We start from the raw sequence: 12,071 nt of genomic DNA, 5'->3' as shown, positions 1-12,071 counted from the left end.
ACTGCTTTGAAACCACACCACCACGCGCGTGTACAGCGCGCCAAATTTGCCCTGCCCAGCATGGTGACGCTGATGTCGATCGCCTGCGGCTTCGGCAGCATCGTGATTTCCGTCGACAATGCCCGCATAGGCGCGGCGCAGGACTACCGTCTGGCAGCCATATTGCTGGTGCTGGCCGGTGTGTTCGATGCGCTCGACGGTCTGGTGGCGCGCGCGACCAACACCACGTCCGAATTCGGCATGCAGCTCGATTCGATCGCCGACGTGATGAACTTTGGCTGCGCGCCCGGCCTGCTGCTGTACTGCTACGGCTTTGTGCAACTGGGGGCGGAGCAGCCCACGCTGCTGCGGCTGGGCGGCATCGCCAGCTTCTTCTTTGTCGCCTGCGGCGCCCTGCGGCTGGCCCGCTTCAATGTCAATGTGGGGCGCACCGATCCGCGCTATTTCGTCGGCATGCCGATCACGGCCGGTGCGGCCTGTGTGGCGGCGGTGGTGGTGGCCTGGCCGCAGCCGCCGGTGACGCCGCTGCATGGCGGCCTGATCGTGGCGCTGCTGTTTGCCGTGGGCAGCCTGATGGTGTCCACCGTACGCTTCCCTAGCTCCAAGCAGAAAAAGAGTCCGCTGGCGCTGGTGCTACTGGTGCTGAATCTGGGCTTGCTGGCGTGGTTGCAGGCGCTGTACTTCGCCCTGTTCTTCGCCGTCTACATCGTCCTCACGCTGGCGCTGAATCTGGCGTGGCAGCAGGGCTGGCGCGGCATCGCGCCGCCCCAGACTTTCCACGACTGATCAGGCGACTTCGTGGCCCCGGGCCGCGCGCAGGATGGTGAACCACTGGCTGCGGCTCAGGCTGAATTGGGTGGCCTGCACGGCTTCTGCGATGGCGCTGATGCGGCCCGTGCCCGTCAGCGGAATGGGGCGTGACGGCAGCTGCAAAATCCAGGCAAACACCACGCTGGCGAATGGCTGCTGCAGTTCGGCTGCCACCTGTTCGATGGCGGCGCGCACGCGCTGGCCCGCTGCATCATTGTTGCTGAACAGACGGCCGCCAGCCAGCGGCGACCAGATCATCGGTGCCACGCCCAGATCCTGCAGACCGTCGAAGGTTGAGTCGAACATCGGGTCGACGTGCAGGGGGGAAAATTCCACCTGATTGGTGCTCAGCGCGATGCGCCGGTTCAGGCACTCGAACTGGTGGCGGCTGAAGTTGGAGACGCCGAAGTGGCGCACCTTGCCCGCCTGGCGCAGCGCTTGGAAGGTGTCGGCGATGACGTCGAAATCCATCAGCGGATCAGGACGGTGGATCAGTAATAGATCAAGATGGTCGGTGCCCAGATTGCGCAGCGATTGCTCGACTGATGCGTTTATGTGGCTGGCGCTGGTGTCGTAATGCTGGATGGTGTGGGCCGGGCGGGCCGCATTCACCAGCCTGATGCCGCATTTGCTGACCAGCTGCATGCGCTGGCGCAGGCCCGGCTGCAAGGCCAGCGCTTCGCCAAACAGCGCTTCCACACCATAATCACCGTAGATGTCGGCGTGGTCGAAGCTGCTCACGCCCAGTTCCAGGCACTGTTCGATCAGGCGCAGGCGCTGCTGCGGGGTGAGCTGCCATTCCTGCATGCGCCACATGCCGGCGACGATGCGGGACAGCGTCAGGCCATCGCGGCGGGTCAGGCTGGCGGGGCAGGACAGTGAATGTGGCTGGGCAGAGGACATGGCAGACCTGGTTAGAAATTGTCAGACGGCCATTATACCGAGTGGCTGTAACTTTATTACATCGCGCATCAGAAAGTGCGGCTGACGGCCGGGCAGTAGCGGTTTGCCTGTATGATCGGGTGTTAGGCGATGGTTGAGGAGGGAGTGCGCGTAGTGGGGATAATGTCGTTGTTCAAGCGCTGGCTGGGTGCGGCGCCGCAGCCTGCCGCGCCGGTTGCGCCGGCAGTGCCAGTGCCACCGCGGCCGCTGGATGCCATCCCTGTGGTGGTGCGGGCCGAGATCATCGACCAGCGCCATCGTCTGTGCGGCTATCGCTTCCATGCCGTAGCGCGCCAGCACGGCACACCGCTGGCGGAAAACGCCATGATGGCAGCACTGCAGGAAGCCCGGGTACCGGAGTTCGCGGCCCAGCGGCTAGCCCTGATCCCCCTCTCGCTCGATGCCGTGACCTTTGGCCGCCACTTGCCCTTGCTGGCGCCGCACACCCTGTTCCTGCTGGACCGGCGCCATAGCGAGCTGCCGGTCGAGCAGCTGGCTGGGCGCATGGCGGCGCTGCGCGACTCGGGCGCCCAGCTGGCCTTGCGCGGGGTCTCGCTGGCGCCGGAAGAAGCGCCTTTGCTGGCGCTGTGCGACATGGTGCTGCTGTACCTGAATGACCATAGCCTGCCGGCCTTCCAGGCACTGATCAAGCAGCTGCGCCAGCGTTATCCGGCCCTCAAACTGTGTGTGGACGGACTGGAATCGTGGAACGAGCAGCGCATGTGCCTGTCGTGGGGCTGCGACTATTTCATGGGGCCTTTCCTGACCACGCGCGACGAGGCCGATAGCAGCGCCAAAGTCGACCAGAGCCGCATGACCTCGATCGAGCTGCTCAACCTGCTGCGCACGGAAGCGCAACTGCCGGCCCTGCTCGATGTGGTCAAGCGCGATCCCGGCATGACTTACCAGCTGCTGCAATGGGCTAATGCTCCGGCCAACGGGCTGGGCACGCAGGTGACCAGTCTGCAGCAGGCCTTTCTGGTGCTGGGGCGTAATCAGCTCTACCGCGCACTGACGGTGTCGATGTTCCGCCTCGGTGCTGGCAGCCATCAGGAGCGCGATGAATCGCTGCTGGAAGTGGCGCTGACGCGCGCCCGTTTCCTGGAAACCTGCAGCCATCTGCCGGCAGCCCAGCGCGATGAATTATTCCTGGTGGGGATGCTGTCGCTATTCGATGTGCTGCTCGGCGTGCCTATGGCCCAGCTGGTGGGGAGTATGCAGCTGTCGCCCGAAGTGCGCGAGGTGCTGCTGGAGAATCGCGGACCTTACGGACCGTATCTGATGCTGGCGCTGCTGTTCGAGCGCGACAAGGTGGAGCGCGCGCTGGAACTGGCCGGCCGCATGGGGCTGGATGTGGACCGGCTCACGCAGGCCGGTCCGGCCGCCTTCCTGTGGGCACAGGAAGCGCTGCATTCCACAGCTGCGGCCAACTAGGTCAGGCAGGTACTACTTCATCCACAGACGCAGCGAATCCCAGGCGCGGCCGAAGATGGAAGCCTGATCCACGGTTTCCAGTGCCACCACAGGCAGTTCCAGCAGCGGCTTGCCGTCTACCATCATCTTCAGCGTGCCGACGCGGCTGTTTTCGGCCAGCGGGGCCACCAGCGGGTCCTTGCGTTCCAGCAGCGGTTTCATTTTGGCGGCCACGCCTTTCGGTACCGTCACCAGCACGTCATTGGTGAAGCCTATCTTCACGCTGCTATGCGAACCCTTCCAGATTTCCGGCGTCGCAATGGCCTGACCCTTGGAGTACAGCTTGACCGTATCGAAGTTCTGGAAGCCCCAGTTCAGCAGCTTCTGGCTTTCCTGGGTACGCGACTGGTCGGACGAAGTGCCCAGCACGACCGAGATCAGGCGGCGTTCGTTGGCGCCGTTGGGACGGTGGGCCGAAGCGATCATGCAGTAGCCGGCCGCTTCCGTGTGGCCCGTCTTCATGCCGTCCACGGTAGGGTCCAGCCACAGCAGGCGGTTGCGGTTAGGCTGGGTGATCTTGTTGTAGGTGAAGCTCTTTACCGAGTCGATCTTGTAGAACTCGGGGAAGTCCTGAATCACGCGCTTGGCCAGCACCGACAGATCCTGCGCGGTGGAATAGTTTTCCGGGCTAGGCAGGCCGTGCGGATTGGCGAAGTGGGTGTTGGTCAGGCCCATGCGCTGGGCTTCCTTGTTCATCAGCACCACGAAAGCGCTTTCATCGCCGGCGACGGCTTCGGCCAGTGCGACAGCCGCATCATTACCGGACTGCACCATCAGGCCGTACAGCAGGTCGTTGATGCTGACCGGGGTGGCCGGATCGATGAACATCTTCGAGCTGGAAGAATCCACTTTCCATGCCTTGGTCGAAACGTTGACCATCTGCTTGAGGTCTATCTTCTTGTCGCGCAGGGCGCCGAAGGTGACGTAGGCCGTCATGATCTTGGTCAGCGAGGCCGGTTCGATGCGGGCGTTGGGGTCTTGCGAAGCGATGATCTGGCCGCTGGTGGCGTCCAGCAGCAGCCACGAACGGGCGGCGATGGTCGGTGGCGGCAGGGTTTGCGCAACGGCGTTGGTCAGCATCAGGACACTGGTGGCGAGTGCCGCAATAATTTTCTTCATGGATGTCGGTCAGCTTATACGGTTAAAGGCGCCTACCCGCAGCGGGTAGTGCGCCGGTCAGACGGGAGCAGGAATTATAGAGCTTCAATCGGCGCTTGCGGCGTCCGTTTCAGCTGCGTCTGGCAGATTCGGGCGGTGCCACAGTTGCGTGACCCAGCTCTTGATGTGCTGCAGCTTGCGGTGGAAGAAGTGGTCGGCACCGGGAATTACGATCACGGGGATGTCCTGCGGGCGCAGCCAGTCCAGCACATCGATCAGGGGAATGGTGTCGTCGTTCTCGCCGTGGATCAGGATGGTGTCGGCCGGCACGCTGGCCATTTCCCATTTGCCCGCTGCGCTGCCCACCAGTACCAGCCGCTCGGCCGGCGTGCCTTGCGCCGCCAGCTGGTGGGCCAGATGCGATTGCACGAAAGTGCCGAAGGAGAAGCCGGACAGGGCGACGGGCAGGCCCGGATAGCGTTCGGTCATCCATTTATGCAGGATGGCCATATCTTCCATCTCGCCTTTGCCGTGGTCGTGCACGCCTTCGGAAGCGCCGACGCCGCGGAAGTTGATGCGTGCCGCCACATAGCCCAGATTGACGAAGGTGCGCGCCAGCGTGACGGCCACTTTATTGTCCATGGTGCCGCCATACAGCGGGTGCGGGTGGGCCACCAGCGCGATGCCGCGCGGCGTGTCTTTCGGGAAGTCCAGTATGCCTTCCATCTGGCCGGCGCCGCCGGTCAGGGTAAATTTTTCGATCTTGATCATGGGTGTTTACAGTTTGAGACGCTCGACAACCTTGCCTTGTACCAGATGGCTGTCGATGATTTCATCGATATCGCTGTTATCGACATAGGTGTACCAGGTGCCTTCGGGGTAGACCACCAGCACCGGGCCCTGTTCGCAGCGGTCCAGGCAACCGGCCTGATTGATGCGCACCTTGCCGGCACCGTTCAGGTTGAGTTCCTTGCAGCGCTGTTTGGCGTGCTTCTGGGCAGCCGCCGCGCCGTGTTCGCCGCAACTGGCGCGGCCATCGTCGCGCTGGTTCATGCAGAAGAACACATGGTGTTTGAAGTACGGAGTGTCGCTCATGGCGGTATCGGATCCGGAAAACTAAGGTGGCGCTATGATACCTCAGGGGCCGCCCGACGGTGCACGGGTAGCCACAGGAACCACAGCGCGGCCAGCGGCCACAGCAGGGTGAGGAACTGGGCCGCACCATTAAAGTTGAGGAATTTGCCCTGCACCCAGGATTGCAGGGTGACGACGAAATACGGGTTGGACGGCGTGGTGTTGATGATCACCAGACTCAATAGCAGGGTGGTCAGGGCCAGGCGGCGCTGTGCCAGATGGGGGGCAAAGGTCAGGCCAGCCAGCATGATGGTGCCGATCAGAAAGCCGCCTTCGGCGCCGGGCGTGACCCAGACAAACGCGTTTTCGGGCGAGAACAGCAGCGCCGTCGCCAGCGCCTTGACGATCACGGCGCTGGCGATCAGGCCGCCTACGAGCAGGCCGCGCGGGGCCGGTTTGCGCAGCAGGCATAGCAGCGTGAGCGCGGCGCCTACCATGCCGCAGGCCGTGATGATGGTTTCCGACAGCCAGTACTGTTCCACCGTCAGCACGCTGTCGGGGCGCAGATACTGGGCCAGATCGATGTCCGTATCGAGCAGTTGCGACAGCCATTCCGACAGGATGGGCAGCAGCTGGCCCAGCCCGAACAGAAAGCTTTGCGGATAGATCTGCGCCAGTGGCCACAAGGCCAGCAGCACCAGCCCGTGGCTGGCATGGGGCGCGAACCAGCTCTTGCGCAGCCGCTGCAGCTCGCTCTGGTCGAGCAGGCGGCGCACCGTCAGCACGCCGACTATGGCGCCCAGCATACAGCCCACGCTATTGGTATAGAAATCCAGATTCGAAGAGACCCGGCTGGGCAGATAGGTCTGCACGCCTTCCATCAGGCCGGACAGCAGCAGCCCGCTGGCGCTGGCCAGCAGCAGGGCTAGCCAGCCTTGCAGGCGTGGATAGAGCGCATACACGATCAGGGTACCGAGCGGCATGTAGCCAACCACGTTGATGATGGCATCGAACTTGGTCCAGTAGCGCGGCATGTCCGTGTGTTCGAGGAAGATCAGCGGCGACAGGCCCTGATTGTGCCAGCCCGTGAACGGGAACCAGCTGGCGTAGACGATCAGCAGCACGTAGACCAGGAGCGCGCCGCGGGTGAACGGCGAGGTCTTGCTGACGGTGCTGTGCTGTTCCACGCGGCGACCCCTGGCCTTACGGTTGCGGCACGCTGGCCAGCCAGGCCAGCAGATCGGCGGCCAGCGCGTCACTGGCTTCGGCCAGTGCCTGGGCGCCGCCGGCGGCATCCGGCGTAGGCGCGGCCACGCTGCGCTGGAAGGTACGCTGGTCGAGCAGGCGGTGATTGCGGAACAGCGAAGCGCGCACATTGAGGATGCCCTGGCTGCTCTTGGCCGTGTCGAAGCTCTGGGTGAATTCGTTGACTTCCATGCGCAGCACGGTAGGGCTGGTGATGGCGTCGGTGGTGGACAGCACTTTCACGCCCGCCTGGGCGAAATTGGCACGCAGGCGCTGGCCCAGCAGCTGGAACGGCGTCGCGGCCCACTGGTTGTAGGCATACGGGCGGGCCTGACGTGCATCGGCATACAGCAGGCGGTACTGCATGTGTTCCGTATCGAGCGCCGTCGGGCCGGTAATGTCGGCCACGATCAGGGTGCCGATCTGGCTGCTGGTGCTGGGTGCCGGCAGCGGACCGAAGTCATAGCGCGCCGTGGCCGGCGGATTGCTGGCACAGCCGCCCAGCAGCAGGGCGCAGGTGGCAAGGGCAAACAGGTGGCGGAGCTGGACGGTCATCGCGGTCTTCCTCATTTGGCACTGGCAGAGAAGCCGGCTTCACCGGGGCCGGGCGGGGTGCCGGGCGCGCCGAAGATCAGGCTTTGCGGGCGGTCGTTAATCTTGTTCATGGTCTTGCGCAGGGCGCGCATGGAAGCGCGCGTGTCGTCGGACAGCGAGTTTACCTGCGGTAGCGTATCGAGTTCCAGCCCGCCGGCCACCGCTTCTACCGAACCGGCGATGCGCTCGGTGCTATCGGTCAGACGGGCGATGGGGCCATTCGGTGCCTGCAGTTGCTGCACCATCTGGTCGGCATCGCCAGCCAGCCGGTGGAAGCTTTTCAGTGTTTGCTGGGTCTGATCCGCCAGCTGTGGCAGGCGTTCCAGCGTCGGCTGCAGCTGTTCCGGCAGGGCGCGATAGGCTTGCGCGGTGGCGCTGATTTCGCTGAAGGTGTTGAGGATGGCGCGCTGATTCTGTTCGCTGAGCAGATTGTTCAGGCGCTGGGTGGCGATTTCGGTCTGATCAAGGATGGCCTTGCCGCGTTTTTCCAGCACATCGAACAGGCCGGGGCGCAGCGGCACGCGGGCTGGCGTATCGGCATTGGTGGCCAGCCGCGGCGAGCCCACGCTGTCGTCATCGAGCTGGATGAAAGCGATGCCCGTCACGCCCTGATAGCCTAGCGTGGCGAAGGTGGTGCTGGTAATCGGTGCATCCTTGTTGATGTTGAGCGTGACGAGTATCTGGCCCGTGACATTCGGATCGAAGCTGATGCTGGCGACCTTGCCCACCTGCAGACCGCGGTAGCGCACCGGGGCTTGCGGATTCAGGCCCGGTATCGGGCGGGTGGTGGCCAGTACGTAGGGCGCGCGCTCGACGCGGTCGCGGTTGAACCAGAGGCCGAACAGGATGGCTGCAATCAGCAGCGTAATCGTGAAGAAGCCGGTAGTGAGGGCATGGGATCGGTTTTCCATCATTGCTCCTGAGGGTTTTTCTCGTTCAGTGCTTCCAGTGCGCGGCGGCCGCGATCTCCGAGGAAGAATTCATGAACGAAGGGGTGATCGACCTGCAGCACTTCTTCGAGAGTGCCGAGGGCAATCACATGTTTTTCCGCCAGCACGGCAATGCGGGTGGAGAGGGCGAACAGGGTATCGAGATCGTGCGTCACCATTACGACGGTGAGGCCGAGTTCGCGGTGCAGCGATTTGATCAGGCTGACAAAGGCTTCCGACAGGTCGGGGTCCAGACCGGCGGTGGGTTCGTCGAGGAATAGCAGCTTGGGTTCCAGCGCCAGTGCACGCGCCAGCGCTACCCGCTTGACCATGCCGCCGGACAGGTCGGACGGCATCTTGTTGGCGTGCTCGGGACCCAGCCCCACCATATTCATCTTCAGCAGCACGGCATCGACGATCAGGTCTTCGGGCAGGGCATGCAGCTCGCGCATGGGCTGGGCGATGTTTTCCAGTACCGTCAGGGCCGAGTACAGTGCGCCCTGCTGGAACAGCATGCCCCAGTGGTTGCGCAACTGCTGCAACTGGGTGGCGTCGATTTCGCTGATGTCTTCACCGAATACCCGCACGCAGCCGCGCGCTGGCGTTTCCAGTCCCAGCATCTGGCGCAGCAGGGTAGTCTTGCCTGTACCGGAGCCGCCCACGATGGAGAGGATTTCGCCCTGCCGGATTTCCAGATTCAGATCCTGATGCACCACGGTGCGGCCGTACTTGGTCCACAGCCCGGTGATTTCCACGATAGGCACGCTGCCGTCCAGCGTCAGCTCGCCATCGCCACGGCTACCGCCGCAACTGCGTTCGGGGACCAGTGCCGGATTTGCCATCAGAAGAACCCCACGCCGCTAAACACGATGGCGAATACGGCATCGGCCAGTATCACCACGGTAATCGCTGTCACCACCGAAGTGGTGGTGCCGCGTCCCAGACTTTCCGTATTCGGTTTGATGCGCAGGCCGAAGTGGCAGGACACCAGCGCGATCAGCATGCCGAATACAGCGCCTTTGCCCAGACCTATCATGTAGTTCGCCAGCGGCACGGCATCGGGCAGCTTGGTGATGAAGTATTCGGGCGACAGATTCAGTTCCACCCGTGCCGACACCATGCCGCCTATGAGGGCCATGGTATCGGTCCAGATCACCAGCAAGGGCATGGAAACCGCCAGTGCCAGCACTTTCGGCAGCACCAGCCGGAAGCCGTGCGAAATGCCCATCACCAGCATGGCATCCAGTTCTTCCGTCACCCGCATGACCCCCAGCTGCGCGGTAATCGAGGAGCCGGAGCGGCCCGCCACCAGAATCGCAGCCAGCAGCGGGCCCAGTTCGCGGATCACGCTCATGCCGAGCAGGTTGACCAGATAGATATCGCCGCCAAAGGCGCGCAGCTGCTGGGCGGACAGGTAGGACAGCACCACGCCGATCAGGAAGCCTACCAGCGCGGTAATGCCCAGCGCCTGAAAGCCGGCATGGAAGATATTCGCCGAAATTTCCTTCCACGGTCCCCGCATCGGGGCACGGGCAAAGCGTGCGCCATCGATGACCACCTGTCCCACCAGCCGCATGAAGCTGATCAGGTGGGTGACGAACTCCATCATCATGAAGCCCAGCTTCATGATCCATGTCAGTCGTTGCGGACGGGTGGCGGGTAGTTCCAGCTTGCCGGTGGCTTCCAGCCGGGTGAAGAACTCTTCCTGTGCGGGAGCCAGCTGCAACTGGGCGGGGCGGGCCTTGCCCCAGGCGTTCCAGAACAGCTGGGCGCCGATGTGGTCCATGCTCTCGATGGCGCGCAGATCCCACTGCGGGCTTTTGTCTTTGAGTGCGAGTAGCTGCTGCTTGATGGTGGCCATGGCCTTGCCCTGCGCCAGAGCGTGCACTTGCCACGTACCGCCCGCCGTGACCGTGGGGTCGGCGGCAGTCGCTTGTGAGAGTGTCAGGATAGGCTCTTTAGCAATGGGCATAATGTCAGTTTAAGGGACTTTCGCCTTGGCCGCCACCTATCCATGCTCGGCGTTGCAGGACAGTACCTAGGCGGCCAGATGGCGCGCCTGCCGTGATGGTGCCGCGGTTTCGCCCCCGGCGGCGCCCCCTTTGAGGCGCGAGCCGGATTCGTTACGACCCGCGTAGTCGCTGGCCAGCAGGGCATCGGCCTCGGTTTTATCCATGCCGCGCGTCTGCAGCCAGCGCGATACCATGGCGGCCAGACGGTCAAGTGCAATCCGGTGGGTGGCGTCGGTACTCGCATACAGCCAGTCGGAGAAGGCCATGAACTGGCCGAAAGCATCGTCGCCCAGCAGCACCGGCAGGGTATTACCGAAGCGGCCCGAGTTGGCCACCAGATCCCAGTAGCGGGCAAAGCGCACCAGCCGCTGCATGGTGGCGAAGTCGATATCGCGGTTGGCCAGAATGGTGTAGGGCGCATACGGTTCGAAGGTCAGCCCGTATTCCTGCGTGTGGCGGATGATGGGGGTGCCGCGCAGGCGTTTCAGGATGCCGAACTGGATTTCGTGGGGATTCAGCGCCCACAGCTTGTTAAAACCTTCGGCAAAGCTGTCCACAGTTTCGCCGGGCAGGCCGGCAATCAGGTCGACGTGCATGTGCGCGTGGGAGTGCTGCGTCAGCCAGCGGATGTTATCGGCGGCTTTGTGGTTATCCTGCTTGCGGCTGACCAGCGTCTGTACGGCAGGATTGAAGCTCTGGATGCCGATCTCGAATTGCAGTGCGCCCGCCGGGAATTTGCTGATGCCCTCTTTTAGTGCGTCGGGCAGGTGATCGGGTACCAGCTCGAAGTGGGCGTACACAGGATCGTCCGGATGCGCTTCCAGCTTATCGAGGAAGAACTGCATGATCTTCAGGCTGGTCTTGATGTTCAGATTGAAGGTGCGGTCGACGAATTTGAACAGCCTTGCGCCGCGCGCGTAGAGCGACTCCATCTCGGCGAGAAAATCATCGAGCGGGAAAGGCCATGCCGTCTTGTCCAGCGCGGATAGACAGAACTCGCATTTGAACGGGCAGCCACGTGAAGCCTCTACATAAATAGTGCGGTTCTTGATGTCGCTATCGCTATAGAGAGAGTAGGGCAGCTTGATCTGATCCATGGGAGGCTGTACGCCCGCATGGATTTTCATCAGCGGCTTGGGGCCGTGCAGAATCTCGCCGCACAGCTTGGGGAAGGTAACGTCGCCCCAGCCGGTAATGACATAGTCCGCCAGCTTGACGATCTCCTGCTCGTTCGACTCGTGCGAGACTTCCGGCCCGCCCAGCACTACCACCACGTCCGGCGCCACCCGCTTGAGCATGGCGACCACGCGGGTAGTCTCTTCCACGTTCCATATATAGATGCCGAAGCCGACGATGCGGGGTGCGTGCGCCAGTATGCGTTCGACAATCTCGGTCGTTTTAGCGCCAATCACGAATTCCTGTAACCTGGTCTGCTCCCGTAGCTCGCCCATATTGGCGAGCAGATAGCGCAATCCCAGCGATGCGTGGGTATAGCGAGCATTCAGAGTGGTGAGCAGGATAGTCATGGTGCGGCAAAGTGAACGGACAAAGGCGGTATTTTACTCTTGTCAGGCAAGGGTTCCCTTGCTATAGTTCGCCCCCTCGCAAAACACGGCGCCAGTCGCTGAGTTGAGTGAGAAAAGGAAAGACTTGACGGAATGTTGGAAACGCCTCATAATCTTGCCTCTTCGCTGATGAACACAACGCTTCTCAGCAAGCAGTACCAAAGACAAGTTCTTTAAAAATTCACAGTCGATAAGTGTGGACGTTTGATGAAAGTGCACACGAAGCTAGTCTTCGTGATACTTAAAAAATATCAAATGTTCACAAGAAATAAATGAAATAGGACGCTTCGTAAAAGAAGCGAACTGTCAGTATTTTGAGTGAGCGACCC

12 protein-coding genes are annotated in these 12,071 nt (G+C 62.4%); 2 read left to right on the top strand and 10 right to left on the bottom strand.

Annotation, left to right across the window (positions count from 1 at the left end):
• Positions 1-6 precede the first annotated feature (6 nt).
• The gene (gene pssA / locus GTP23_RS13240) at positions 7-786 is read left to right on the top strand and encodes a CDP-diacylglycerol--serine O-phosphatidyltransferase (RefSeq protein ID WP_371866919.1); all 780 of its coding nucleotides are present in this window, start codon (positions 7-9) and stop codon (positions 784-786) included.
• Here the strand turns inward: pssA and GTP23_RS13235 are convergent, their stop codons facing one another.
• Positions 787-1,713 (bottom strand): aldo/keto reductase, encoded by a 927-nt coding sequence (locus tag GTP23_RS13235; protein WP_161035626.1) that lies wholly within the window; start codon positions 1,711-1,713, stop codon positions 787-789.
• A 162-nt stretch (positions 1,714-1,875) separates the two neighbouring features.
• On the opposite strand from GTP23_RS13235, the gene GTP23_RS13230 reads away from it, so the two are divergent.
• A complete protein-coding gene (locus GTP23_RS13230; RefSeq protein ID WP_229256098.1) occupies positions 1,876-3,186 on the top strand; it encodes an EAL and HDOD domain-containing protein in 1,311 nt (436 codons plus the stop codon).
• A gap of 12 nt (positions 3,187-3,198) precedes the next feature.
• Here GTP23_RS13230 and GTP23_RS13225 read toward each other — a convergent pair whose 3' ends face one another.
• The 9 genes from GTP23_RS13225 to GTP23_RS13185 form a co-directional block, all read right to left on the bottom strand.
• A complete protein-coding gene (locus GTP23_RS13225) occupies positions 3,199-4,344 on the bottom strand; it encodes a D-alanyl-D-alanine carboxypeptidase family protein (RefSeq protein ID WP_155436476.1) in 1,146 nt (381 codons plus the stop codon).
• A gap of 84 nt (positions 4,345-4,428) precedes the next feature.
• Entirely contained in the window at positions 4,429-5,094 is a 666-nt protein-coding gene (locus GTP23_RS13220) for an alpha/beta hydrolase (RefSeq protein ID WP_155436477.1), read from the bottom strand.
• Positions 5,095-5,100: 6 nt separating this feature from the next.
• The gene (locus tag GTP23_RS13215) at positions 5,101-5,418 is read right to left on the bottom strand and encodes a (2Fe-2S) ferredoxin domain-containing protein (RefSeq protein WP_155436478.1); all 318 of its coding nucleotides are present in this window, start codon (positions 5,416-5,418) and stop codon (positions 5,101-5,103) included.
• A 32-nt stretch (positions 5,419-5,450) separates the two neighbouring features.
• Positions 5,451-6,584 (bottom strand): VanZ family protein, encoded by a 1,134-nt coding sequence (locus GTP23_RS13210; RefSeq protein WP_371866917.1) that lies wholly within the window; start codon positions 6,582-6,584, stop codon positions 5,451-5,453.
• Between the two features lie 16 nt (positions 6,585-6,600).
• Positions 6,601-7,197, bottom strand: a complete 597-nt coding sequence (locus GTP23_RS13205) for an ABC-type transport auxiliary lipoprotein family protein (RefSeq protein WP_161035623.1) — start codon at positions 7,195-7,197, stop codon at positions 6,601-6,603.
• Positions 7,198-7,208: 11 nt separating this feature from the next.
• A complete protein-coding gene (locus GTP23_RS13200; RefSeq protein ID WP_161035622.1) occupies positions 7,209-8,147 on the bottom strand; it encodes an MlaD family protein in 939 nt (312 codons plus the stop codon).
• Positions 8,147-9,007 (bottom strand): ABC transporter ATP-binding protein, encoded by an 861-nt coding sequence (locus GTP23_RS13195; protein ID WP_161035621.1) that lies wholly within the window; start codon positions 9,005-9,007, stop codon positions 8,147-8,149. The genes GTP23_RS13200 and GTP23_RS13195 overlap by 1 nt, the downstream gene beginning before the upstream one ends.
• On the bottom strand, positions 9,007-10,137 hold the full coding sequence (locus GTP23_RS13190; protein WP_161035620.1) for an MlaE family ABC transporter permease: 1,131 nt from the start codon (positions 10,135-10,137) through the stop codon (positions 9,007-9,009). The genes GTP23_RS13195 and GTP23_RS13190 overlap by 1 nt, the downstream gene beginning before the upstream one ends.
• 66 nt (positions 10,138-10,203) lie before the next feature.
• Positions 10,204-11,703: a B12-binding domain-containing radical SAM protein gene (locus GTP23_RS13185; RefSeq protein WP_161035619.1), complete on the bottom strand. Its 1,500-nt coding sequence runs from the start codon at positions 11,701-11,703 to the stop codon at positions 10,204-10,206.
• Positions 11,704-12,071 lie beyond the last annotated feature (368 nt).

This window comes from Duganella fentianensis (assembly GCF_009857835.1).
GTDB classification, from domain to species: domain Bacteria; phylum Pseudomonadota; class Gammaproteobacteria; order Burkholderiales; family Burkholderiaceae_D; genus Rugamonas; species Rugamonas fentianensis.
The sequence above is the reverse complement of the archived record's forward strand: the minus strand, read 5'-3'. Positions and strand labels throughout refer to the sequence as shown.

Excerpts from the sequence above, each read along its gene's own strand:
- GTP23_RS13235 (WP_161035626.1), bottom strand. The coding sequence starts at position 1,713 with ATGTCCTCTGCCCAGCCACATTCACTGTCCTGCCCCGCCAGCCTGACC.
- GTP23_RS13230 (WP_229256098.1), top strand. The coding sequence starts at position 1,876 with ATGTCGTTGTTCAAGCGCTGGCTGGGTGCGGCGCCGCAGCCTGCCGCG.
- GTP23_RS13225 (WP_155436476.1), bottom strand. The coding sequence starts at position 4,344 with ATGAAGAAAATTATTGCGGCACTCGCCACCAGTGTCCTGATGCTGACC.
- GTP23_RS13220 (WP_155436477.1), bottom strand. The coding sequence starts at position 5,094 with ATGATCAAGATCGAAAAATTTACCCTGACCGGCGGCGCCGGCCAGATG.
- GTP23_RS13215 (WP_155436478.1), bottom strand. The coding sequence starts at position 5,418 with ATGAGCGACACTCCGTACTTCAAACACCATGTGTTCTTCTGCATGAAC.
- GTP23_RS13205 (WP_161035623.1), bottom strand. The coding sequence starts at position 7,197 with ATGACCGTCCAGCTCCGCCACCTGTTTGCCCTTGCCACCTGCGCCCTG.
- GTP23_RS13200 (WP_161035622.1), bottom strand. The coding sequence starts at position 8,147 with ATGGAAAACCGATCCCATGCCCTCACTACCGGCTTCTTCACGATTACG.
- GTP23_RS13195 (WP_161035621.1), bottom strand. The coding sequence starts at position 9,007 with ATGGCAAATCCGGCACTGGTCCCCGAACGCAGTTGCGGCGGTAGCCGT.
- GTP23_RS13190 (WP_161035620.1), bottom strand. The coding sequence starts at position 10,137 with ATGCCCATTGCTAAAGAGCCTATCCTGACACTCTCACAAGCGACTGCC.
- GTP23_RS13185 (WP_161035619.1), bottom strand. The coding sequence starts at position 11,703 with ATGACTATCCTGCTCACCACTCTGAATGCTCGCTATACCCACGCATCG.